25 protein-coding genes and 1 tRNA gene are annotated in these 23,514 nt (G+C 52.6%); 12 read left to right on the top strand and 14 right to left on the bottom strand.

Annotated elements, in window-relative coordinates:
* The first annotated feature begins 158 nt into the window (after nt 1-158).
* The 3 genes from bssS (at nt 159) to ABTW00_RS14345 (ending at nt 1,829) form a co-directional block, all read left to right on the top strand.
* Nucleotides 159-413 carry a biofilm formation regulator BssS gene (bssS, locus tag ABTW00_RS14335; RefSeq protein WP_064549067.1) on the top strand — a complete coding sequence of 85 codons (255 nt, stop codon included), beginning with the start codon at nt 159-161 and terminating at the stop codon, nt 411-413.
* A gap of 138 nt (nt 414-551) precedes the next feature.
* Nucleotides 552-1,670, top strand: coding sequence for an N-methyl-L-tryptophan oxidase (solA, locus tag ABTW00_RS14340; protein WP_433636124.1), 1,119 nt, complete (start codon nt 552-554; stop codon nt 1,668-1,670).
* A 45-nt stretch (nt 1,671-1,715) separates the two neighbouring features.
* Nucleotides 1,716-1,829, top strand: a complete 114-nt coding sequence (locus tag ABTW00_RS14345; protein ID WP_065356368.1) for a DUF2770 family protein — start codon at nt 1,716-1,718, stop codon at nt 1,827-1,829.
* Here the strand turns inward: ABTW00_RS14345 and ABTW00_RS14350 are convergent.
* Nucleotides 1,826-2,887 carry a rhodanese-related sulfurtransferase gene (locus ABTW00_RS14350; RefSeq protein WP_065356280.1) on the bottom strand — a complete coding sequence of 354 codons (1,062 nt, stop codon included), beginning with the start codon at nt 2,885-2,887 and terminating at the stop codon, nt 1,826-1,828. The two genes, ABTW00_RS14345 and ABTW00_RS14350, sit on opposite strands and share 4 nt — an antisense overlap.
* A gap of 223 nt (nt 2,888-3,110) precedes the next feature.
* On the opposite strand from ABTW00_RS14350, the gene ABTW00_RS14355 reads away from it, so the two are divergent.
* The 3 genes from ABTW00_RS14355 (at nt 3,111) to ABTW00_RS14365 (ending at nt 5,866) form a co-directional block, all read left to right on the top strand.
* On the top strand, nt 3,111-4,031 hold the full coding sequence (locus tag ABTW00_RS14355; protein WP_064549060.1) for a Kdo(2)-lipid IV(A) acyltransferase: 921 nt from the start codon (nt 3,111-3,113) through the stop codon (nt 4,029-4,031).
* A 136-nt stretch (nt 4,032-4,167) separates the two neighbouring features.
* Complete coding sequence (gene mdtG / locus ABTW00_RS14360; protein WP_064549059.1) at nt 4,168-5,385, top strand: multidrug efflux MFS transporter MdtG; 1,218 nt, start codon at nt 4,168-4,170, stop codon at nt 5,383-5,385.
* 106 nt (nt 5,386-5,491) lie between these two features.
* Complete coding sequence (locus ABTW00_RS14365) at nt 5,492-5,866, top strand: MysB family protein (RefSeq protein WP_064549057.1); 375 nt, start codon at nt 5,492-5,494, stop codon at nt 5,864-5,866.
* On the opposite strand, the gene ABTW00_RS14370 is transcribed toward ABTW00_RS14365, so the two are convergent.
* The 3 genes from ABTW00_RS14370 to mdoG form a co-directional block, all read right to left on the bottom strand.
* A complete protein-coding gene (locus ABTW00_RS14370) occupies nt 5,867-6,094 on the bottom strand; it encodes a YceK/YidQ family lipoprotein (protein ID WP_064549121.1) in 228 nt (75 codons plus the stop codon).
* Between the two features lie 122 nt (nt 6,095-6,216).
* Nucleotides 6,217-8,745 (bottom strand): glucans biosynthesis glucosyltransferase MdoH, encoded by a 2,529-nt coding sequence (gene mdoH, locus ABTW00_RS14375; protein WP_433636125.1) that lies wholly within the window; start codon nt 8,743-8,745, stop codon nt 6,217-6,219.
* Nucleotides 8,738-10,273: a glucans biosynthesis protein MdoG gene (gene mdoG, locus ABTW00_RS14380; RefSeq protein WP_157093595.1), complete on the bottom strand. Its 1,536-nt coding sequence runs from the start codon at nt 10,271-10,273 to the stop codon at nt 8,738-8,740. Before mdoG ends, mdoH begins: the two co-directional genes overlap by 8 nt.
* 272 nt (nt 10,274-10,545) lie before the next feature.
* Here mdoG and mdoC point away from each other — a divergent pair, with 272 nt between their 5' ends.
* Nucleotides 10,546-11,706, top strand: coding sequence for a glucans biosynthesis protein MdoC (gene mdoC / locus ABTW00_RS14385; RefSeq protein ID WP_433636126.1), 1,161 nt, complete (start codon nt 10,546-10,548; stop codon nt 11,704-11,706).
* On the opposite strand, the gene ymdB is transcribed toward mdoC, so the two are convergent.
* The 3 genes from ymdB to ABTW00_RS14400 all read right to left on the bottom strand — a co-directional run bounded on the left by ymdB (nt 11,703) and on the right by ABTW00_RS14400 (nt 13,175).
* The gene (gene ymdB / locus ABTW00_RS14390) at nt 11,703-12,260 is read right to left on the bottom strand and encodes an O-acetyl-ADP-ribose deacetylase (RefSeq protein ID WP_065356275.1); all 558 of its coding nucleotides are present in this window, start codon (nt 12,258-12,260) and stop codon (nt 11,703-11,705) included. The two genes, mdoC and ymdB, sit on opposite strands and share 4 nt — an antisense overlap.
* A 71-nt stretch (nt 12,261-12,331) precedes the next feature.
* On the bottom strand, nt 12,332-12,640 hold the full coding sequence (locus ABTW00_RS14395) for a hypothetical protein (RefSeq protein WP_433636127.1): 309 nt from the start codon (nt 12,638-12,640) through the stop codon (nt 12,332-12,334).
* Between the two features lie 394 nt (nt 12,641-13,034).
* The gene (locus ABTW00_RS14400) at nt 13,035-13,175 is read right to left on the bottom strand and encodes a hypothetical protein (protein WP_433636128.1); all 141 of its coding nucleotides are present in this window, start codon (nt 13,173-13,175) and stop codon (nt 13,035-13,037) included.
* Nucleotides 13,176-13,182: 7 nt separating this feature from the next.
* On the opposite strand from ABTW00_RS14400, the gene ABTW00_RS14405 reads away from it, so the two are divergent.
* Nucleotides 13,183-14,115 (top strand): hypothetical protein, encoded by a 933-nt coding sequence (locus ABTW00_RS14405; RefSeq protein ID WP_433636129.1) that lies wholly within the window; start codon nt 13,183-13,185, stop codon nt 14,113-14,115.
* 1,031 nt (nt 14,116-15,146) lie between these two features.
* Nucleotides 15,147-15,794, top strand: coding sequence for a biofilm master transcriptional regulator CsgD (csgD, locus tag ABTW00_RS14410; RefSeq protein WP_433636130.1), 648 nt, complete (start codon nt 15,147-15,149; stop codon nt 15,792-15,794).
* 60 nt (nt 15,795-15,854) lie between these two features.
* Here the strand turns inward: csgD and ABTW00_RS14415 are convergent, their stop codons facing one another.
* The 4 genes from ABTW00_RS14415 to ghrA form a co-directional block, all read right to left on the bottom strand.
* The gene (locus tag ABTW00_RS14415; protein ID WP_433636132.1) at nt 15,855-16,337 is read right to left on the bottom strand and encodes a DUF1097 domain-containing protein; all 483 of its coding nucleotides are present in this window, start codon (nt 16,335-16,337) and stop codon (nt 15,855-15,857) included.
* Between the two features lie 96 nt (nt 16,338-16,433).
* On the bottom strand, nt 16,434-16,985 hold the full coding sequence (locus tag ABTW00_RS14420) for a TorD/DmsD family molecular chaperone (protein WP_064549038.1): 552 nt from the start codon (nt 16,983-16,985) through the stop codon (nt 16,434-16,436).
* Nucleotides 16,986-17,005: 20 nt separating this feature from the next.
* Nucleotides 17,006-17,743 carry a phosphatase gene (locus tag ABTW00_RS14425; RefSeq protein ID WP_064549036.1) on the bottom strand — a complete coding sequence of 246 codons (738 nt, stop codon included), beginning with the start codon at nt 17,741-17,743 and terminating at the stop codon, nt 17,006-17,008.
* A 66-nt stretch (nt 17,744-17,809) separates the two neighbouring features.
* On the bottom strand, nt 17,810-18,748 hold the full coding sequence (gene ghrA / locus ABTW00_RS14430) for a glyoxylate/hydroxypyruvate reductase GhrA (protein WP_065356268.1): 939 nt from the start codon (nt 18,746-18,748) through the stop codon (nt 17,810-17,812).
* A 261-nt stretch (nt 18,749-19,009) separates the two neighbouring features.
* Here ghrA and ABTW00_RS14435 point away from each other — a divergent pair.
* Nucleotides 19,010-19,097 (top strand) — tRNA-Ser (locus ABTW00_RS14435).
* 320 nt (nt 19,098-19,417) lie between these two features.
* Here the strand turns inward: ABTW00_RS14435 and ABTW00_RS14440 are convergent.
* From ABTW00_RS14440 to ycgZ, 3 genes are all read right to left on the bottom strand, one after another.
* Nucleotides 19,418-19,978, bottom strand: coding sequence for a LuxR C-terminal-related transcriptional regulator (locus ABTW00_RS14440; protein WP_065358461.1), 561 nt, complete (start codon nt 19,976-19,978; stop codon nt 19,418-19,420).
* Nucleotides 19,979-20,074: 96 nt separating this feature from the next.
* Complete coding sequence (locus tag ABTW00_RS14445; protein ID WP_065358462.1) at nt 20,075-20,341, bottom strand: biofilm development regulator YmgB/AriR family protein; 267 nt, start codon at nt 20,339-20,341, stop codon at nt 20,075-20,077.
* Nucleotides 20,342-20,746: 405 nt separating this feature from the next.
* A complete protein-coding gene (gene ycgZ / locus ABTW00_RS14450; RefSeq protein ID WP_065358459.1) occupies nt 20,747-20,986 on the bottom strand; it encodes a regulatory protein YcgZ in 240 nt (79 codons plus the stop codon).
* A gap of 325 nt (nt 20,987-21,311) precedes the next feature.
* Between ycgZ and ABTW00_RS14455 the strand changes: the two genes are divergently transcribed.
* Together ABTW00_RS14455 and ABTW00_RS14460 are read left to right on the top strand one after the other, a co-directional pair.
* Entirely contained in the window at nt 21,312-22,532 is a 1,221-nt protein-coding gene (locus ABTW00_RS14455) for a diguanylate phosphodiesterase (RefSeq protein WP_433636134.1), read from the top strand.
* Between the two features lie 219 nt (nt 22,533-22,751).
* Entirely contained in the window at nt 22,752-23,483 is a 732-nt protein-coding gene (locus ABTW00_RS14460) for a MerR family transcriptional regulator (protein ID WP_065358457.1), read from the top strand.
* Nucleotides 23,484-23,514 lie beyond the last annotated feature (31 nt).

Raw genomic sequence — 23,514 nt, forward strand, 5'->3', positions numbered from 1 at the left:
ATTTATTGCGCAAATAGCCGGCTAACTCAGGAATTTGTGTTGCTTTTGATTTCAATTCTCGAGTATTTATTGAAGTGTTGTATACTGATAAAGCTTCACAAAAAATTGCATTAGACCTCGAGAGTTGTTGCCTTTTAACACGTAAATAAGGGGTTATGATGGAAAAGAATAATGAAGTCATCCAGACCCATCCCCTCGTCGGATGGGACATCAGCACCGTAGATAGCTATGATGCGCTGATGTTGCGCCTGCACTACCAAGACCCCAATCAATCGAGCAATAAAGAAGCAGAAGTTGGCCAGACGCTATGGCTGACGACGGATGTCGCACGTCAGTTTATTTCCATACTGGAAGCCGGGATTGCCAAAATTGAGTCTGGCGATTACCAGGTCAACGAGTATCGTCGGCATTAACGCCGATACTTTTCTCGTCGTAATGGCAAACAGGCACCCTCGGGTGCCTTAATTATTTTCACGCTTGTATAACAACTGCGGCTTAATTTACTCTACCAGACTCAGATTTCGCGCCTCATTACCGAGTCAGGAAAGACTATGCAATACGATCTCATTATTCTTGGCAGCGGCTCCGTCGGGGCTGCAGCCGGTTACTACGCCCGTAAAGCGGGTTTAAACGTCCTGATGACCGACGCCCATATGCCGCCCCACCCGCAAGGGAGCCACCACGGCGACACTCGTCTGATGCGTCATGCCTACGGCGAAGGGGAGAAATATGTGCCGCTGGTACTGCGTGCGCAGGCGCTGTGGGATGAACTGTCCGCCATCAGCGGTGAAGAGCTGTTCGAACGTAGCGGCGTCGTGAATCTTGGCCCTGCCAATTCCACCTTCCTGCATACCGTCGCCCAGAGCGCCGCGCAGTTTAACCTGCCGGTAGAGCGGCTGGACGCCAGCGCGCTGATGGCCCGCTGGCCCGAAATCACCGTCCCCGCCGACTATCAGGCCATTTTTGAACCCGGTTCGGGCGTACTGAAAAGCGAACTGGCGGTAAAAACGCTGATCGCGATGGCGAAGGACGCGGGTTGCGCACAGCTGTTTAACTGCCCGGTCACCGCCATCCACAGCGATGACGATGGCATAACGATTGAAACGTCTGAAGGCAGCTGGCGCGGTAAAAAGCTGCTGCTGACCGCCGGCACCTGGGTGAAACAGTTCTACCCTGAACTGCCGATTCAGCCGGTACGTAAGGTCTTTGCCTGGTTCCAGGCCGATGGCCGCTATAGCCGTAAGAATAACTTCCCGGCGTTTACCGGCGAGCTGCCTAACGGCGATCAGTTCTACGGTTTCCCGGCGGTCGACAACGAATTGAAGATTGGCAAACACAACGGCGGGCAGCTCATCAACAGCCCGGAAGAGCGCAAAGCGTTCGGTTCAGTCGCCAGCGACGGCTCAGAAGCGTTCGGCTTCCTGCGCCAGATTCTGCCGGGTATCGGCGGCTGTCTGTACGGCGCGGCCTGTACCTACGATAACTCGCCGGATGAAGACTTTATTATCGACACCCTGCCCGGCCAGCCCGACGTGCTGTTTATTGGCGGTCTGAGCGGCCATGGCTTTAAGTTCGCTACCGTGCTGGGCGAAATTGCCGCCCAATTTGCGCAACAGCAGACGCCCGCGTTTGACCTGAGTCCCTTCGCGCTGGCCCGCTTTAACCACTAAAAATAAACGGCCCCGACAATGCGGGGCCGTTCTACCGAGAATGATATGCGTCGTCTGTTTTACTACCTGATCAACAACATTCGCGAACACCTGATGCTTTATCTGATGCTCTGGCTGCTGTTGGCCCTCGCCGATATCGCCTATCTCTATTTCAGCTAGCCGTTTTGCCCTTCCGGGTCAGGAATGCCTAAACGCGTATTCAAACGACCGCGCGACTTATTAAAGATCTTATTGCCGTTTTCACGGCCCGCACGTCGCTGACGTTGTTCCTCTTCCGGCAGCTTGTGTTCCTGCTGACAGGCTTCACTGCAGCAGCCTTCAAACTTCTCGGCGCAGGCCGGACACTGAATAAACAGCAGGTGGCAGCCGTCGTTCAGGCAGTTAGTGTGGCTGTCACACAGCGTGCCGCACTGGTGGCAGTGGGCAATCACCTCATCGGAGATACGTTCACCCATACGCTCGTCGAAGACGAAGTTTTTACCGATAAAGCGCACCGGCAGCCCCTGCTCACGGGCACGACGCGCGTACTCAATAATGCCACCTTCAATATGCCACACCTGCTTGAAGCCGTTATGCTTCATCCAGGCGCTGGCTTTCTCACAGCGAATACCGCCAGTGCAGTACATAACGATTTTTTTATCTTTATGTTCCTGCATCATTTCCACGGCCTTCGGCAACTGCTCGCGGAAGGTATCTGCCGGAATTTCCAACGCCTGTTCAAAATGGCCCACTTCATATTCGTAGTGGTTGCGCATATCGATAAAGACCGCGTCCGGATCATCGAGCATCGCGTTAACTTCCGCCGCTTTCAGATAGTCACCGACGTCGCTGGCATCAAAGCTCGGATCGTCAATCCCGTCCGCGACGATACGATCGCGGACCTTCATACGCAGTACCCAGAAGGATTTCCCGTCGTCATCAAGGGCGATATTCAAACGCAGATCTTTAAGCGCCGGATCGAAGCTGTACAGACGTTCGCGCAGCTTTTCCACCAGACTTGCCGGGACGCTTATCTGGGCGTTAATCCCCTCATGGGCGAGATAGATACGGCCAAAGACCTTTAGCTCGGTTAGCGCAACATAGAGCGCATCACGGGTAGCCTTCGGATCGATAATGGTGAAGTATTTATAGAATGAGATAGTGGTGCGTGGCTCGGTTTCCGCCAGCATCTGCGCTTTCAGCGTCTCATTCGAAATGCGGTTATGCAACACTGGCATGGTGTTCTTATCCTGCAAAATAGAATGGATGGTCTTAATCGGGGCGCATGATATAGCAATCATCGTCAATTTACATCCCCACATTTTGCGCTACATTTTCATCACCAATAATTATACCGTGCAAAATCTCTGCCTAAATTAGCGCCAGTCGTGGCCCTGGCATTTTGGTTGACGGAAAAATAGTGCGACAATAGAGCCAGTTGCTCGTAAAAACAGGAAACACATGACCCAGTTACCCAAGTTCACCGCTGCGCTGCTGCACCCTCGTTACTGGCCATTATGGCTGGGCATTGGTCTGCTCTGGCTGGTCGTTCAGCTGCCCTATCCGGTTATCTACCGCCTCGGCAACGCGATGGGCAGGCTGGCATTAAAGCTGATGAAGCGCCGCGCAAAAATTGCCTACCGCAATCTGGAGCTTTGCTTCCCCGAGATGAGCGAAGCGGAACGTCATCGGATGGTAGTGAAGAATTTTGAGTCCGTGGGCATGGGCGTGATGGAAACCGGCATCGCCTGGTTCTGGCCGACGAAGCGTATTAACCGCTGGATGGACGCCAGCGGTCTTGAGCACATCCGTGCCGTGCAGGATTCTGGACGCGGCGTTTTGCTGATCGGTATTCACTTCCTGACGCTCGAAATGGGCGCCCGTATGTTTGGTATCCACAACCCCGGCATCGGCGTCTATCGGCCAAACGACAACCCGGTTCTTGACTGGCTGCAAACCTGGGGCCGCATGCGCTCGAATAAAAGCATGATCGATCGTAAGGACCTCAAGGGCATGGTCAGAGCGTTGAAAAATGGCGAGATCATCTGGTACGCGCCGGATCACGACTACGGCCCGCGTGCCAGCGTGTTCGCGCCGCTGTTTGCGGTGAAAGACGCGGCGACGACTTCCGGTACCTGGATGCTGGCAAAGATGTCAAAAGCCTGCGTTGTGCCGTTTGTGCCACGCCGCAAACCGGATGGTAAAGGCTATGAGTTGATTATCCTCGAGCCGGAGTGCAACCCGCCGCTGGACGACGCTGAAACAACCGCCGCATGGATGAACACCATCGTCGAGAAATGCATTCTGATGGCGCCCGAGCAGTATATGTGGCTGCATCGTCGCTTTAAGACGCGTCCGGAAGGTGTCCCTTCCCGCTACTGATCGACAACGCGCAGCCCTGGCTGCGCGTTTTGTTTTAGCTTTAAAAGCTACCCGCATTGCGGTGATATGAACACGGGCGCATAATTAGCAGGCTTATAAATACACTCTCTTTCGGCGATATTGCCTGCGGAACCCTATGCAACCCTCAGATGCCCCCATAAACTGGAAGCGTAACCTCGCTGTCGTCTGGCTCGGCTGTTTTTTAACCGGCGCCGCGTTCAGCCTGGTGATGCCGTTCCTCCCTCTGTACGTTGAACAACTTGGCGTAACCGGCCACAGCGCGCTGAATATGTGGTCTGGCCTGGTCTTCAGTATCACCTTTCTGTTTTCTGCCATCGCCTCTCCGTTGTGGGGCGGCTTAGCCGACCGGAAAGGCCGTAAAATCATGCTGCTGCGCTCGGCGCTGGGCATGGCCATCGTCATGCTGCTGATGGGGCTGGCGCAGAATATCTGGCAGTTTTTAATCCTGCGCGCGCTGTTGGGGCTGCTGGGCGGTTTTATTCCTAACGCTAACGCGCTGATTGCCACCCAGATCCCACGCCATAAAAGCGGCTGGGCGCTGGGGACGCTCTCTACCGGCGCGGTCAGCGGCGCGCTGCTTGGGCCGCTCGCCGGAGGCTTCCTGGCGGATAACTACGGGCTGCGTCCGGTCTTCTTTATGACCGCCACGGTACTGTTTATCTGCTTCGTTCTAACCCTGTTCTTTATTCGCGAGCAGTTCACGCCGGTCTCCAAAAAGGAGATGCTGCATGTTAAAGAGGTGTTCGGCTCGCTGAAAAACCGCGAGCTAGTGCTTAGTCTGTTCGTCACCACCTTAATTATTCAAGTCGCCACCGGTTCAATTGCGCCAATCCTCACGCTCTACGTGCGCGATCTGGCGGGGAATATCAGCAACATCGCCTTTATTAGCGGCATGATAGCCTCGGTCCCCGGCGTTGCGGCGTTGATTTGCGCACCGCGTCTGGGCAAGCTTGGCGATCGAATCGGCCCGGAGAAAATTCTTATCGTCGCGCTGATTGTCTCGGTGCTGCTGCTGATTCCGATGTCATTTGTGCAAAACCCGCTACAGCTGGGGATTCTGCGCTTCCTGCTGGGGGCCGCCGATGGCGCGCTACTGCCCGCGGTACAAACGCTGCTGGTCTATAACGCCAGCAACCAGATTGCCGGGCGTATTTTCAGCTATAACCAGTCGTTCCGCGATATCGGTAACGTGACCGGGCCGCTGATTGGCGCCGCCGTATCGGCCAACTATGGCTTCCGCGCGGTGTTCTGCGTCACCGCCGTCGTGGTGCTGTTTAACGCCGTTTATACCGGTTTTAGCCTGCGCCGTAACCCGGAACCCTCTCGCCCCTAGCCCTCTCGCCCTGCGGTTTGCGTGAAAACATCGCGCAGGGCGTGTACAACCGAAAACTTCAGCTATTATTTCCCTGAATACCACGTCAAATTGCAGGGAGAAAGAGATGACCTTATACGCCACGCTCGAAGAAGCTATTGATGCGGCACGCGAAACTTTTCTCGCCGATAACCCCGGTCTGGAGGAGAGCGAAGCGGACGTACAGCAGTTCAATATGCAAAAGTACGTTTTACAGGACGGTGACATCATGTGGCAGGCCGAGTTCTTCGCCGATGAGGATGAAGAAGGCGAATGTCTGCCAATGCTCAGCGGCGAAGCCGCGCAGAGCGTGTTTGACGGTGATTTTGACGAGATTGAGCTACGTCAGGAATGGGTTGAAGAGAATACGCTGCACGAGTGGGATGAAGGCGAATATCAGCTGGAGCCCTCTCTCGATACTGAGGAGGGCCAGACCGCCGCGGATGAATGGGATGAGCGTTAGTTACTCATAAGGGCCGTGGCTGGCATCGATCGGCAGTAGCAGTGTGTCAAACACCAGCGAAAACGGCAGATCGATAATGGTGACATAACGCCAGGCGGAATCGCGCAGATCCCACTTCACGCCCGGATAATACTGGTTTCCATGGCCCTGTCCGGGGATCGTTCTACTGATAATGCTGCCGCATCCGCTCAGCACTACCGTCATGACGACCACCAGTATCATTCGTATCACGTTGTTCTTCCTCATTATTACAGACAAAAAAATACCGGCTGGATGGCCGGTATTTCCTTACGGCAAATATCTCCCCTGACCTTCCCCGGCGGGGTTCTACCTCGACCGGGGACTCCGGGTTATTTAGCTTTTAACGCCAGCGGATTCATCTGAAGCTTATCGTACTCAGCCACCCATGAGGAATATCTCTCCGGTGAAGCCCAGACGCGATAATGCAGACGCGACAGCGTGACCGGGTCGCTCAGCAGCACCAGACGACGATCGCGGTTCAGCTTATCCGGCGTTTCATTCAGCGCCTGTTCAACGTGGCGATCGCGGGCGATCTCCAGCACATGGCTCGCACGGTGACGCGCGGTTGCCATCGCCGTCGCCAGGGCGTTAAACGACGGATTAAACACCGCATGCATAAAGCCGTCGTCCAGCACACGCGCGCGGTTCTGTTCCAGATACGCCTCGGTATCAGCCAGCACCTTCGGCGTGCTGTACTCTTCCGGAATCAGGAACAGCTTCCAGCGTTTGGTGCGCAGACCCACGGTCGAGCGACTGGAGATCACCGACACGAACGGCGACAGAATCAGCGAGAACACAATCGGCGCCAGCCAGAACAGGAAGCGCAGATCCAGCCACGCCATCCCGACAGCCCACACCAGGCCCAGCAGCAGCTGAGAACCGTGACGCATAAAGGCTTCACTCCACGGCGTGGAGTCATCATCACGCTGCGGCGAGTTCCAGACCACTTCCCAGCCGAGGAACGCGCTGACCACGAATACGGTGTGGAACAGCATACGCACCGGTGCCAGCAGCACGGAGAACAGCACCTCCAGCAGCAGGGAGATCGTCACGCGCACAAAGCCGCCATACTCTTTCGAGCCTTTGCACCACACGAGGATGATACTCAGCAGTTTCGGCAGGAACAGCAGCACCATAGTCGAAGCAAACAGGGCGATCGCCAGCTCAGGACGCCACTGCGGCCACACCGGGAACAGCTGACGCGGCTGCAGGAAGTACTGCGGCTCGGTCAGCGCGTGCACCACCTGCAGCGCGGTCGACAGGGCCAGGAACATAAACCACAGCGGCGCGGAGAGGTAGGACATCACGCCGGTCAGGAACACCGCACGGTGAACCGGGTGCATCCCTTTTACCAGGAACAGTCGGAAGTTCATCAGGTTACCCTGACACCAGCGACGGTCACGCTTCAGTTCATCCAGCAGGTTCGGCGGCAGCTCTTCATAGGAGCCCGGCAGATCGTAGGCAATCCATACGCCCCACCCGGCACGACGCATCAGCGCGGCTTCAACAAAGTCGTGCGACAGAATCGAACCCGCGAAGTTACCGTCGCCCGGCAGCGGCGCTAACGCGCAGTGCTCGATAAATGGCTTCACGCGAATGATCGCGTTGTGGCCCCAGTAGTGCGATTCGCCTAACTGCCAGAAGTGCAGACCAGCGGTAAACAGCGGGCCGTAAACGCGGGTTGCAAACTGCTGGCAGCGGGCGTACAGCGTGTCCATCCCGGAGGCGCGCGGCGAAGACTGGATGATCCCAGCATTCGGGTTCGCTTCCATCAGGCGCACCAGGTTGGTCAGGCAGTCGCCGGACATCACCGAGTCGGCATCCAGCACGACCATATAGCTGTACTGATTACCCCAGCGGCGGCAGAAGTCATCGATGTTGCCGCTTTTACGCTTCACGCGACGACGACGACGACGATAGAAGATCTGCCCTTCGCCCTGCACCTCGGCAATCAGCTCCATCCAGGCTTTTTGCTCTGCTACGCAGATGTCCGGATTATAGCTGTCGCTGAGGATGTAAACGTCAAAGTGCTTCTGCTGGCCAGTGGCTTTCACCGACTCCCAGGTCGCACGCAGACCGGCGAATACGCGGGACACGTCTTCGTTACAGATAGGCATAATCAGCGCCGTCCGGTGTTCCGGGTTCAGCGGTTCATCTCCCACGGTAGACGCGGAAATGCTGTACTTGTCGCGGCCTATCAGCAGCTGCAGGAAGCCCATCAGCGCGGTCCAGAAACCGGCGGAGACCCAGCAGAACAGGACGGCAAAGAGGATCAGGATCCCGGTTTGCAGCAGATACGGCAGGAGCTGCATAAAGGAGACCCACAGATTCTGCCCGACCATATCGGCCGGGTTAATCAGCGCCCAACCCTGATACGGCAGGATGGTCTTCATATACCAGGTCGCGACCACGGTCTGCGCCAGCGTCAGAATCAGCAGCGTGTAACGGCGTAAGGAACCCACCGTACGCCATTTCGCTTCACGCTCCTGCTCTTCTTTGGTCAGACGAGACAGGTAGCGCGGAGTGACATCACGGCCACGCAGACGATCCCAGAAGCGACCAACCGGGTTGGTACGCCACGGGTCCGGGAACATAGAAGAACGCGTTGCTTTCGGCATCGCCTGCAGCTGCGTGCGCCCTTCCTCGTCTTTGATGAGCTGATCGCCGCTCAGAGAATCTGGCCAGCTCTCTTTCAGACGCGCTTTAACGGACGCCAATGGCGTATCGTCATCGCGTGCAATCGTCTGATGCTCGTCATCCAGCGCTTCGTGCACGGCGCGAAGCGTCGTGTCCGGGAGTGCCGCTTTTTCTGCATCCGTAAGCGACAGTGCGTCGATATACTTCGTTGTCTTATTCATTTGCAGGCAGCTGATAGCTCCAGGTTTCACTCAGCGCTTGGTCCGCGTTGACCAGCGCAGCGCGCATTTCAGTGGTTTTCTTCGGATCTTTCACCTTCACGCGCAGTGTTAAACGCCAACCTTTAGTCACCGGGTTATAGCGAACGCTGTTTTCAACGATTTCACCGTTATCGCCAATGCTCGTCTGCGCCGTTACCGGCGTATCCTGCGGCATTTTACGCATATCGGCACCGGTAAAGTCGACGATGAACGCCAGGGTACCGTCAGGCTGACGAATCAGGTTCGACTGTTTGACATCGCCGGTAGAGCGGCGAGTCTGCATCACGTACGCGTTGTCCGTCGGGTGCAGTTTGTCTTCGTCGCGGGTAAAGGTGATGGTGTACTTGTAGTTCATCTCTTTACCGGCTTCCGGCAGCTTATCCGGTGTCCAGTAAGCAACGATGTTATCGTTGGTCTCGTCGTTGGTTGGAATCTCAACCAGCTCGATGGTGCCTTTACCCCAATCGCCTTTCGGCGTAATCCAGGCGCTCGGGCGCAGATCGTAGCGATCGTCGAGGTCTTCAAAGCGAGAGAACTGACGGCCACGCTGCAGCAGGCCGAAGCCCTGCGGGTTTTCGGTCGCGAAGCTGCTGACGGCCAGATGTTTCGGATTGTTCAGCGGACGCCAGATCCACTCGTCGTTACCGGCGTGAATGGACAAACCGTTAGAGTCGTGCAGTTCCGGACGATAGTTGGTCGCGGCGGAAGGCTGGTTCGGCCCAAACAGGAACATGCTGGTCAACGGCGCAACGCCCAGTTTACCCACTTTGTCGCGCAGATAAATTTTGCTCTGCACGTCCACGACGGTATCGCGGCCCGGCATCACCACAAACCGGTAAGCGCCGGTTGCACGTGGGGAATCCAGCAGCGCGTAGATAGTCAGACGCTTATCGGTCGCTTTTGGACGCTCGATCCAGTATTCACGGAAGCGAGGGAACTCCTCACCGGACGGCAGCGCCGTATCAATAGCCAGACCGCGGGCGGACAGGCCATACACCTGCCCCTGACCGAGCACGCGGAAGTAGCTGGCGCCCAGCATGCTGACAATTTCGTCGTTTTTATCTTTGCTGTTGATCGGGTACAGCACTTTGAAGCCGGCAAAGCCCAGATCCTTCACGGTGTCTTTGTCATGCTTCACGTCACCGAACGTGAAGTAGTCCGGGCTGTATTTGATTTTGCGCACGGAAGTCGCCGTGACTTCATTAATGGTCACCGGCGTGTCGAAATACATACCCTGATGGTAGAATTCGAGCTTAAACGGGGTCTTAATGTTGCTCCAGTATGCCTTATCGTGGTTGAACTGGATTTGCTGGTAGTCCGCATATTTCATATCGCGGAAGACGGAAGGCAGGTTGCTTTTTGGCGCTTCATAGCTCTTATCCGCCAGCGACTTAGCCTGCTTTGCAACGTCATCAATAGTGAATGCCCATGCAGATGAAGTACACAGGGACAACATTACGGCTGCGCCTAACCAACGCAGTTTCATCATCTGTGGTTTCTGTTTCATATAACTAAGCACTTCCCCCTTTGTGTGCTTAAATCGATCCGATCCATTTTACTGGAAATTCAAGCAATCCGACAACATAATCCCCGTATTGTTGCGCGCAGTGGCTTATGGAGTAAGCAACTGTTAACTGCGCTTTGCACTTTGCGTGCTTATCCTGGAGACAGGTAACCAGAGTTCGTGTAGGGTTGCCAACGAATGTAAACTTTATCGTCTGGATCTGTAAGGCGATTAGTCTGAGAATCGTACCTAACCCTATGAATAACAAACCCGCACAGCGTGAATATTTTCTCGACTCGATTCGGGCCTGGCTAATGTTGCTGGGGATCCCCTTTCATATTTCGCTCCTGTATTCTACTCACACCTGGCATATGAATAGCCCGACGCCGTCATGGTGGCTGACGCTTTTTAACGATTTTGTCCACGCATTTCGCATGCAGGTGTTCTTTGTTATCTCCGGCTACTTTTCCTATATGCTATTTTTGCGCTACCCCATCAAAAAATGGTGGAAGGTTCGCGTTGAGCGCGTGGGTATTCCGATGCTGACCGCTATTCCACTGCTGACGCTGCCGCAATTCCTGATGTTGCAATACGTTAAGGGTAAGACGGAAACCTGGCATACGCTGTCGTTTTACCAAAAATATAATACGCTAGCCTGGGAGCTGGTATCGCACCTATGGTTCCTACTCGTTCTGGTGGTGCTGACTACCCTCGGTATTCTGTTTTTCCATTTGATGCGCCGTCGCCAGATGCGCCGACGCGCCGATCTCTTCGACAACATGACTATGGGCAAACTTACGCTCATGTTCCTGCTGCTCGGTGTGGTCTATGCCGCTATCCGTCGGACGCTATTCCTTATCTACCCGCCGATTCTAAGTGATGGTCTGTTTAACTTCGTGGTCATGCAGACGCTGTTTTACGTGCCTTTCTTTATTCTTGGTGCGTTGGCTTTTATTCATCCGAAGTTAAAAACGCTGTTCACCACCCCTTCACCGTGGTGCATCGTGGCGGCCCTACTCGGTTTTATCGCCTATCGTCTAAATCAGCACTACGGTTCTGGCGATGCATGGATGTATGAAACAGAATATGTGATTACGATGGTATTAGGCGTGTGGATGGTGAACGTGGTGTTCTCATTTGGCCATCGTATGCTGAACTTCCAGTCTGCACGCGTCACCTATTTCGTCAATGCTTCATTATTTATCTATCTGGTGCACCACCCGCTGACGCTGTTCTTCGGCGCCTGGATTATGCCGAGCATTAGCTCAAATACGCTCGGCTTCCTCACCGGGTTAGTTTTTGTCGTGGGCTGCGCGTTAGTGTTGTACGAAATTCATCTGCGTATTCCCCTGCTGCGCTTCCTGTTTTCCGGCAAACCGCAGCAAAAGGCACCTAAACAGCAGACGGCCGGCCACTAGGTGTTGGCGTCGTTGGCCAGCGCAGGGATCCGCGTCTGGCCGAGTATTTCCTGATACAACCGCGTGGTTTCGTCATCGAAGCAGACAAAAAAGACAATTTCCGGCAGGCTGCGCCGAGTCAGAAACGCGGCCACTGTACTGATGGCAATTTCCGCCGCCTCACGATGAGGGTAGCCGTAGGCTCCGGTTGAAATCGCCGGAAAGGCCAGCGTGCGATAGCCATTATCCAGCGCCAGCTGCAAGCTATTGTGGTATGCCTGCTGCAAGAGCGAGGCTTCCTGTTCTCCCCCGCCCTGCCAGACCGGCCCAACCGTATGAATAACCGCTTTTGCTTTCAGGTTTCCCGCGTGAGTGATCACCGCATGCCCGGTCGGACAGGTTCCCTGCTGCTGGCGAACAACGGCGCAAGCCTCCTGTAACGACGGCCCGGCAGCGCGATGGATTGCACCATCCACACCACCGCCTCCCATCAGTGAAGGATTGGCGGCATTGACGATAACATCCACCTCAAGGCGGGTGATATCTCCCTGCAGCACCTGAATTCGTTCGGTCATGCTTACTATCCTCTTACTAAGACAAATCGATTATCTACCATAGACAACGCGCCCCGTCATTTCGTTTCGGGCTATTTGTACTCCACGGTGAGAATCGCTTCTTTTTTATCCGCATTTAGCCATTGCAGCCTGGCGGTGCTCTTCTCATTGACGAACTGCTGCCCCTGCTGCAGGGCGTTCATTGATACCGTCTGAACATGATTCTTGCCGTCCTGATAACAGTTCACGCTCATTTTGGTCGGTGAGGGTTGGTAATCGCAGGGCGGCTCGACGATCTGCCCACGAAAGTGGATCACACCACTGTTTGCGGCCAGCGTGCTGAAACAGAAAAAGGCAAGCAAGGAGATGATAGCAGTGAAAAATCGCGGGAATGTTTGCATGGTAACTCTCCGATAATTTGAGATCTTCCATGAAGACGTTGCGTCCAGGATCTGCAATTCGAAGCGAGCACTCTTAATGTAAACATTTTCTTTACATTATGCTCACATCACCCCTTTTGCAACCACGTTTTACATAGAAAATTTATATAGTTAGACTCATTATCGGCGGTACCATCGCGTTCTTTATGCTGGCTGATAAACATAAAAAAGGCCGTAACGCCAGAGGTTACGGCCTATTAATAGAATAAACTCATATCACTCAATGATTAATCCATACTTATCTATTAGCGGAAGTTACAGCCAATCGCCCCAGGCTGGTTGCACTTAGAGGATCTTGAACTGTTATTATCCGAGCCATTCCCGCCCGACTGACCGCCACGAACGGTCGTTACGGTTACGCCTGAACCACCGCCGTTGTTGCCGCCGCCATTGCCGTCTCCACCACCGTTGTTACCGCCGCCACCACCGTTGTTGCCACCACCGCCGCCGTGGTTACCGCCACCGTGGTTACCGCCGCCGTGATTGCCGCCACCATGATTTCCATGACCACCGAACGGATTATGGCCGTGACCGCCACCATTACCGTTACCCCAACCGCCACCGTTACCACCGCCATTGCCTTCGTGGTTTCCATGACCGCCGTTGCCGTGATGACCACCGCCGCCGTTACCGTTGCCATTCCCATTGCCATTATTGCCGCTTCCGTTGCCCCCGCCTCCATTGCCATTACCGTTCCCGTTATTGCCATTACCGTTACCGCCGCCATTGTCGCCGCCGCCACCGCTGCCGCCACCCTGACCGCCACCGCCGTTATTACCGCCGCCGCCGTTACCGTTGCCATTCCCATTGCCATTATTGCCGCTTCCGTTGCCCCCGCCTCCATTGCCATTACCGTTCCCGTTATTGCCATTACCGTTACCGCCGCCATTGTCGCCGCCGCCACCCTGGCCGCCACCGCCGTTATTACCACCGCCGCCGCCGTTACCGTTGCCATTCCCATTGCCATTATTGCCGCTTCCGTTGCCTCCGCCTCCATTGCCATTACCGTTCCCGTTATTGCCATTGCCGTTACCGCCGCCATTGTCGCCGCCGCCACCGCTGCCGCCACCCTGACCGCCACCGCCGTTATTACCACCGCCGCCACCACCGTTATTGCCACCGCCGCCGCCGTTACCGTTGCCATTCCCATTGCCATTATTGCCGCTTCCGTTGCCCCCGCCTCCATTGCCATTACCGTTCCCGTTATTGCCATTACCGTTACCGCCGCCGCCGTTGTCGCCACCGCCGCCGTTACCGTTAGCATTGCCGTTGCCGTTATTGCCGCTTCCGTTGCCACCCCCTCCATTGCCGTTACCATTACCATTGTTGCCATTGCCATTTCCCTGGCTATTAGCGTTTTGGCCGCTATTGCCATTTCCACCGTTATTCCCATTACCACCTGCGGCTACGGCATATATAGTCGTTGCAGGGTATAAAACGGTGAGCGCCACAATAATGGCGAGTTGCTTCATTTTCATGATTAACCCTTTCACGCGTTATAAAGTGCTGTGTGCTATTGCCGTAAAAATCGATTATTTTGTAATAAAAACAAAATAGAGCTGGTGATAATCACGACACCCGGTTATTAAATTACATAACCTTCTGACGGCATTAATAAGAATTAAAAACAGTGAATACCATTTATTTCAATCAGTTATGGCGGATAACTGGAATATTGATATGCGGCGATTTAAAATAAGTCCATAGATATCCAGCGCAAGCGATAAAGAAGATTGCGGATTATTTTCATGGTCAAAAATAGACTCACTACCGGTTTTAGATAAAACCATAGTGACTGCTATTTGCCATTTGCCTGGATAATTCTATTTCGTCATGTCTTTTGAAGATTAACCGCCTTGCCGCGTTAGTGATACCGAAAGTAAGATACGTAATGTTTACTGCACCGAAATACTTAGTTACTCGATGCTATACGGATGATTATGCATAGCAGCGTGGTATGACGATCTCAGCGCAAAGGTTGATTTATTTTCGAATAAGTCAACCTTTAGTATTAGCCAGCTGTCATCAACGCCTGTGAATAAGGCTTCCGCAAAACAGTACGTTATAAGATGGCCGATTCGACTAAAGTTTGAAGAGTGGGAAAGGTCACATTGAATTATCATACAAATGTACTGATGCAATCTTATTAAACCAATTTGAAATCCATCTATCACCATGATATCAAATGAATTTAACGCGATAAAAAAACATATGTATGATCATTAAGATTACGTGTTAAAATCTTAATAAAAACATCAAGCATACATTTTGAAATTTATTTTTACATTTTGTTTCATGATTATTTCTTGCTTTAGGATTACCAGCGTCTAAATTTTAAATTAAGCAGCGTTGGTTCTTATTTTTTTATTTTAAGCATGTCAACCACACAGCAACCACATTTCAGCAGCACTTAAATTGATGATTTTATAATACTTGCCTGCTGTGAAAATTATATTGGGGACTCATCATGGCAAAAGAGCTCACCTTTACTAACCAGACGCTTTCCTTAATTACAAGACCGTCGCTTCAGTCATGCGCACTGTCTCAGAACTTAAGGAAACTACTAAAGATGGATATCAAAATTATTAATATTCATCTAGTTAGCATTGAGAACTTAAGCTCAGGCATTATCCTTTTCGATATGATGGAAACGGATAGGCGTCTCATAAAAGCCTGGCAGGAAGAATTGTGCAAACTCAACAACGGCGTCAAACTGCTGCTGTTCAACACGCCTGAAGATTACTCATATCCGGATATCGAGGTTTGGCCGCACATTAGCGGTATTTTCTATGCGCAAGACGAAGAACATTTCCTGGTGAAAGGCTTGCAGAAGGTAATGGAAGGTGAATGCTATTTTTCGCGTAAGCTCGCCAGCTACCTGATCATGCATGCGGGTAACTATCGCTATGACAACTTAGAGAGCACTATCCTTACCTATCGGGAAAAGGAGATCCTGAATAAGTTGAGGGTCGGTGCATCAAACATTGAGATCGCCCAGGCGCTATTTATCAGCGAGAGTACGGTAAAAACGCATCTCTATCACCTGTTTAAGAAAATTGCCGTCAAGAACCGCACCCAGGCAGTCTCCTGGGCCAACGACAATTTTAAGCATTAGCGACGAACATAAAAAACGGCGCCAGGATAATCCTGCCGCCGTTTTTTCATATCAAGACCACTACAGTGCCGATTCTTTGGTCTGTTTGCTGTCGGCTTTACGGTTTGCCAGCCACAGACCGCTGTTTTTCATGGCATAGCCAAACAGCAGGCCAACCAACAGAGACGGAACGACCACCCGCCAGTCGCCCTGCCCGGCAAATGTCGCACAGGCACCAATAAAGGTACCTGGAACAAATGACAGCAGCAGCTGTTTTGACTGTATACACATCAGAAAAGCCACCACGCCAGTCATCATGTAGCTGACGATCTCCAGATGCGGCGCCAGCGCGCTGCCATAGATAATCACCAGCGCCCAGATAACCCCACTCATGGTAGTACAGGCTGAAATAGCCAGGCCTTTCATACCGCCCTGCGGGCAGGCGAAATACGCCGTGCAGCCAAGAAAACCGGCCCAGCTTAATAAACCAAGCGATACGGCCACCCATCCCCAGAGACCGGAGAGAATGCCTGTAGTTATTGCGATAGCTAAGATAACGTTCATGGCGAGCATCTTAGCAGATGCTCGCTTTTATGATGAGATCATGAACACATTATTCTCATCAGATACATTTCATTTGCAGTGAAATAGTGATCTAAATCACTCTTCATCTTCTTCCTGCAGCTCATCCCACATTGCGGCGATCGCTTCACGCGTCAACGGTGCCATAGTACGCCAGAACGCGGTACTGGCATGAGCTTCCACTTTCCCGAGAAACGTTTCAAACCACGGTAACAGATACTCAGCAAACAGCGTTTCGAGCGCGTCGTTATCCTCGTCCACGTTATCTTCCAGCCAGGAAGCCGCCAGCAGCAACGTGCCCATCTGATCCGCCGGCCCGTCGCCCAGTGGCATACCGTTGCCGCTCAGGAATGCACGCACTTCCGCTTCGCTTGCCCCTTCCACCCATGCGCTGCGCACTGGCGGAACGCGGCACTCTTCACCCACGAACAACGCGTTGTAGTCGGCTGCAATCTGCTGAATATCACAGCTCTTTTGCAGACGAGTCAGCAGTTCATCCTGCTCCAGCGGCCAGTGCGCTGCCAGCTTGCCTTCCCGAATCAGGGTAAACAGCGGTACCAGCAGAGGATCCTGCGGCTGGCGATAATACAGGGAACCCAGCGCACGGCAGAGGATTGAAAACTCGTTCATTCAGTTATTCCAGTTAGTCATTAAAAATCAGCAAATTCAGGAATCGACGGCATCCCGCGCGATTCAAGGAAATTCAGAAAACGTCGCGGCGTGACGTTAAGGATCCTGTCCTGTGGGAAATCAACAGCATCGAGGATCTTCTGGCATTCGGTAAACTCGCCCAGCGTAAACGCGGTATGCGAGTCAGAACCCAACGCTAGCCAGCCACCCGCATCGCGCACCGCGGCAGCAATCGCCTGGCAATTTTGTTCGCTGCCAACGCGCGAGCTAACAAACGAGGAATTATTAATCTCCAGCGCCACCTGATACTTTGCTGCCGCAGCAGCAATAGCCGGAATATCTACGGGAAATTTCGGATTGCCGGGATGTGAAATCATATGCACATTGCCGCTCGCCATCGCGGCGATCATCGCCTGGGTATGGGTTTCTTTGTCCTGAGGAGCAAAGACCGGCTCGTGGAAACCGGCGATGATAAAGTCGAGCGAGGTTAACATCGGCCCGGTGCAGTCAATTTCGCCGGCAATATTTTTGATATTGGCCTCAATACCGCGAAGGATGCCGACCCCTTCAACAATACGCGGCCAGATGCGCATATTCACAAAATGCCAGTAGTGCGGCGCATCGGCCATGTCGGGGCCGTGGTCAGTAATCGCGAAGAGTTTAATCCCTTTACGTTTCGCCTCTGCAATATAGTCATGCAGCGTACTGTATGCATGCGTGCTGGCAACGGTGTGCATATGTAGGTCAACAGGATACATCACTTTCTCCTCTCTCGTGATAAGCCTAGGATAGCAGGAAAGCCCGGTGTTTATTAGCCTGGTTCATCAATAGCCGCGCACCCGATCGACTCGGCCGCCCGGCATTTCACCGCGCTCAAGCTGAGTAATGCTCTGGGCGATATAGGCAATCGCCTCCTGCGGACGCGTCACGGCGGCGACGTGCGGCGTCATCGTGACTCGTGGATGAAGCCACAGCGGACTCTCTTTCGGTAGCGGTTCACGGCTGAACACATCTAACATCGCGGCTTTCAGCTTACCGCTATTAAGCGCCGCCAACAGATCATCCTCCACAACGTGGACTCCGCGGGCAAGGTTCAGCACATAGCTATGATCTTGTAGCTGTTCCAGCAGTGAGGCGTTAATAATCCCGAGCGTTTCCGCCGTGTTTGGCAGCAGGTTAATCAACACGCGCGTACCGCGTAAAAATTCGCCCAGCTCAGCTTCTCCGGCAAAGCTGGTCACCTGTGGCCAGCTTTTACGGCTGCGGCTCCAGACCTGAACCGGGAACCCCCACGCCAGCAGACTCTCTGCGACTTTCGATCCCAGAACGCCTGCGCCCATGATCCCGATGGTAAATTCGTCATGGGTATAGTCCGTCAACGGCTGCCAGGTAGACTCTCGCTGCAACGCCTGGTAGTCATCAAAGCGCCGGAACCAGTGCAGCACCTGGCTGACCGCGTATTCCTGCATCTGAATACCCATGCCGGTATCTTCCAGTCGAAACAGCGGAATCGACAACGGCAGCATCTCCGGATTCGCCTTGAGTTTGCTCAGGATAGAGTCCACGCCCGCCCCGAGCGCAAACACGGCCTTCAGTGCGCGACCTTGTAACATCTCTACCGGGGGGTGCCACACCAGCGCGTAATCTGCTGGCGCATTGTCACCTCGCTCCCAGGCGCGAATACAAGCGCCGGGTAGCTTTTTGCTTAGCTCTGCAATCCAGTAAGAGGTATCAAACGTCGGGTGATAAAAGATGATCTCCATAGTGACTCCTGCTCAGGGCGCCCGCATTCGCGTCAACCAGGCGCGGTTTTCGATTATTTTTGTGATTGAACAGGATAACAAATTTCGGATACCCGTCCGGGAAAATGCAGGGGTGATCGCAAAAAAGACGATTTATGCATGTTAAAGAAGCAATTTGCTTGAAGTTTGTCTAAACGCGCGATTTTTCAAAAAAGTTTATTGACGCTGACGAGCCTTTTCCCTACATTAGCGCTCGTCCCAGCGATGCTGGGAAGACAATATGGTGAGGTGTCCGAGTGGCTGAAGGAGCACGCCTGGAAAGTGTGTATACGGCAACGTATCGGGGGTTCGAATCCCCCCCTCACCGCCATATTTTAAGAAGAGCTCGTACGAAAGTACGGGCTTTTTTTTCGCATATTGCACGCCTGCGGGGGGATGAGAACCCCCGACCGGGGTTCGACAACTGGCGCAGCCAGTTGGACAGACCGCGAACGCAGTGAGCGGGCTGCCCCGCAGGGGCGAGCAAAGCGAGTCAATCCCCCCCTCACCGCCATATTTTAAGAAGAGCTCGTACGAAAGTACGGGCTTTTTTTTCGCCTGTTGCACGCCAGCGGGGGCCTATTCGCTGCGCAGCCGGTGGACAGACCGGTAGCGCAGCGAATGGGCAGCCCCTCAGGGGTAAGCGAAGCATCAATGCAACGGATGGCTCTCCGCTAGCCAGCTTTTGAAGATGTCGCTGTGCAGTTTATGCATCAAATCAACAGCCCCCCTGCTGCCTATTTTTTTCATCAGCGACTGGCGCGTTTGATAAACCGTTTTAATATGCAGATCCAGAAGCTCGCCCATATCTGCTATCCGTTTCCCTTGCTTAATCAAATCAATGAGCAGACGTTCACGTTGACTTAAGGAAATCGGCGTTTTACACGGCCGTAGCGCGTCTTTTTTATGGCTGATCGAAATAATAAACCGATGCAACTCTTCAATGCTTGAATTCATTGGAAATTGATAAATAGACATATGATTAAGGAACTGGAAGAACGAACTCTCTGTCAGCAAGATTATTCTGGTTTTACTCAGGTCATAATTGTGTTCACGAACTTCACTGTATCTCTGTTCGGTTAAAAACACATAACGAATTGAGCAATCCGCTAATGAGAACTGGGTAAAAATAGTCTCCAGCCCCCACCGGAGATAATTATCCGAAAGCCAAAAATCGGCATGCTTTGTCCGTACATAGTCGTCGCTGCGCATGATTGATTTATCCAGTGAAGGCGAAACAAGAAATAGGTCGATAGTTAGCTATTGACCAGCCGTTTAACATTTACGTTCGTCGGGCCTTGTTTATGTTCAGATATCATCCATGGTATGGCCGACAACAATCTCCAGCGTATTGCGAATGACATCCGCCAGAACAACATCTTCAGTGACTTCCAAACGCTGTACGAGGAACAAAATGATATTTTTATTATTAATAGATTCCCCTCTCATCAGAATATGACGAATGGCGGATCCTAAAACGATTGCTTCTTCAGACAGTACTTCACCAGAATGACGAAAATGATCTGACAGAGAATGATCGCGTAAAGCGCTGTAAATATCAGGTTGTTGAATCATTGCCGCGTTCATTTTTTCACCATTAATAAAAGTAAGGTTTCAGTGCACTTTTCCCTTTCCTGAGTTTAAGCTTGAACTTTCACCCGATACCGATCGGACCGCTTCCGTCTGTCCAACCTTTAATTGCTGTACTGTGTCTTTGCTTTTATTCATAACGACCGCCTCAATATCAGTAATAACCGATGTAAAAGCACGCCGTCGTAGTGCGTTGGTCTCTACCGCCTGCAGAGAACGAAGTTGGGTCAGTAGAGCCATCGAGTTTACCGGCGCCTTACGCTTGAGTAATAACAACACTGCCTCTCCGATAAGTTCGTCAGTCAGTCTCTCAATGTCACTTCGCTTCATCACGCTCTCTCTTTCTATTGTCCCGGGAGCGCAAACGCGCCCTGGATTTCAGTTTGCCAGTCAGCGCTCGAAAAGCAGACCGATCAACGCATTGTAGTGGCCTTTCTCCTTCTCACAGGTCGTTTTCTCCAGTCTGCTTAATAACTTGGTGCAGAGAGCTTTACGGTTTAGGTGACGACCATCGTGCAGTATCTCCACCACAATCTGACCCAGCGTTTCCTGCTGTGTCGGCAAGTTGGCCTTATTGAAATACTGTGCAATGGCACCAGCCGTATCAAAAATGTAACCATTTTGCTGCATGTGTTTCTCCTGTACGAATAAGTAAGAGATAAACATCTTGTGATTAAACGATACAAAAAATTGTACACAAAATCTGTACAAGCAAATGACTCATATTTAACAAAAAATGCTAATTCTTTATTTTCATATAGTTGAATACACAAAAAGTAGGTTTTACGTCATAATGTTGTACATGTATTCACATAGTTATTTTTGACACCAGCGAACGCTGTCATCACCGTAAGGTTCCTCTCACGCGATTGGTAAAATCCATGTTAATTTAATGTGTTAAGCACACCGTAATCTGGTAGTGTTAGAACTCATCCCTCCTTAACGCCGGAAAATCATGCTCACAACCATTATCTACCGCAGTCATCTTCGCGATGATGTCCCGGTAAAAGCGCTCGAAAGTATGGTCGCCGACGCCAATATCAAGAATAATCGTGCAGATGTGACAGGTATCCTGTTGTTCAACGGCACCCATTTTTTTCAGCTACTTGAAGGCCCAGAAGAGAACGTAAAAGCGATTTATCAGGCGATTTGTGCTGACCATCGCCACTATAACGTGGTCGAACTCCTCTGCGATTACAGCCCTTCAAGGCGCTTTGGAATGACGGGAATGGAGCTTTTCGATCTACGAGAGCACGGCAGGGACGAGGTATTACAAGTTATTCTGGATAGGGGAACCTCGCGATATCAGCTCACCTATCGCGATCGGGCGTTGCAGTTTTTCCGGACTTTTGTAGAAGCCATCGAAAAAGAGAATTACTTCGAAATACCTTCTGCCGACAGCTGGGATTTTATCGCGACCGAACAACCGCGCTGCCTTTCCACTTTGCCGTTGAACGCCGGGGCGGGCTGCAGCTTTGCCTTTCAGCCTATTATCGACCCTCTCGCCCGTGAGATTATCTCGATTGAAGCTTTGTTACGCACGCCCTCAGGTGATTCACCAAAAGCCTATTTTGCGCACCTGAGCGGCGATGAAATCTATCTGGCGGATTTATCCAGCAAGAAGACGGCTTTTGCACTGGCCGCTGCGCTGGATCCTGGCGATTGCACGCTGTCAGTCAATATCTTGCCAATGACCCTGGTCAACGTGCCAAATGCGGTCGATATTTTGCTCCAGTCGATCGCCGAGAATAACCTCGTCCCTGAGCAGATCATCGTCGAGTTTACGGAAAGCGAGGCCATTTCTCAGTTCGATGCCTTCAGCCGGGCGGTACGATCGTTGAAAGGAGCAGGAATCAGTGTCGCCATCGATCACTTTGGCGCTGGGTTTGCCGGCCTGCAGCTGCTCGCGCAATTCCAGCCCGATCGTATCAAGATCAACCGCGACCTTATTCAGGACGTACACAAAAGTGGGCCACGTCAGGCCATTATCCATGCGATTATCAAATGCTGTACATCGCTTGAAATCGCGGTATCCGCAGTGGGTGTGGAAAAAGCAGAAGAGTGGATGTGGCTGGAATCGGCGGGCATCACTGAATTCCAGGGCCATTTGTTTGCCTCCCCCTGTTTCCAGGGTATCCCCGCCGTGGCCTGGCCAGAGAAAAAGACCGAATTGTAACCGTATGTTTTCTCCTGCCGCACCCTGACGGCAGGATTAGCGCTGCATTTTTTTTCTTTATATCAGAGAGATAACCTGTATCATCTCCCTCCCCGTCAAATTGCGGACTTTCTCGCTTCGCTTGATTAAAAAGCAGCTGTACAATAAATTATAAATTGTACAAACGGTACCAATACGTAATTATTTCACAAAACGTATAAGTATAGAGATGAGGGCTGAATGGGCTTTTACAGCATAGGCGATGTTGCCGAACGATGTGGTATCAACCCCGTCACCCTACGTGCCTGGCAACGTCGTTATGGGTTATTGAAACCCCAAAGAAGTGAAGGCGGGCATCGCCAGTTTGACGAAGAGGACATCCAGCGTATCGAAGAGATAAAGCGCTGGATTAAAAACGGCGTACCGGTGGGCAAAGTGAAAGCCCTGCTGGAACAAAGTAAGGTCACGGCCCACGACGACTGGTTGACGCTGCAAGAAGAAATGATGGCGGCGCTTCGTTTTGCGCATCCCGCCAAACTGCGGGCTAAAATCCGCGCACTGAGCCGTGAACACGCCTCTGGCGACCTGATAGACCACGTTTTTATCCCCGTACGCCAGCGCATCAGTCTCGATCAAAACACCGCGCGCATCATGTGTAGCCTGCTTGACGGTGTACTGATCGAGTTTGTCTCTTCCTGCCTTGCCGAAGCGCGGAAAAAAGCAGGCAAAGATGCGCTGCTGATCGGCTGGGATACCGAAGACCGCACGCGCCTGTGGCTGGAAGCCTGGCGTCTGTCTCAGCAAGGCTGGCATATTGCCGTGCTCGCCGAACCCCAGGAATCTCCTCGCCCGGAACTCTTTCCGGGACAACAGCTGATTGTCTGGACAGGCATCACGCCTACCCGTCGGCAACAGGAGCTATTACAGCACTGGCGCGAGCAAGGTTATTCCCTGATTTTTCACCACGTATGATGCCGAAGCACGGTTACCGACCCTCACGGAA

This window comes from Kluyvera georgiana, assembly GCF_050990895.1.
In the GTDB taxonomy this organism is placed as follows: Bacteria; Pseudomonadota; Gammaproteobacteria; order Enterobacterales; family Enterobacteriaceae; genus Kluyvera; species Kluyvera georgiana.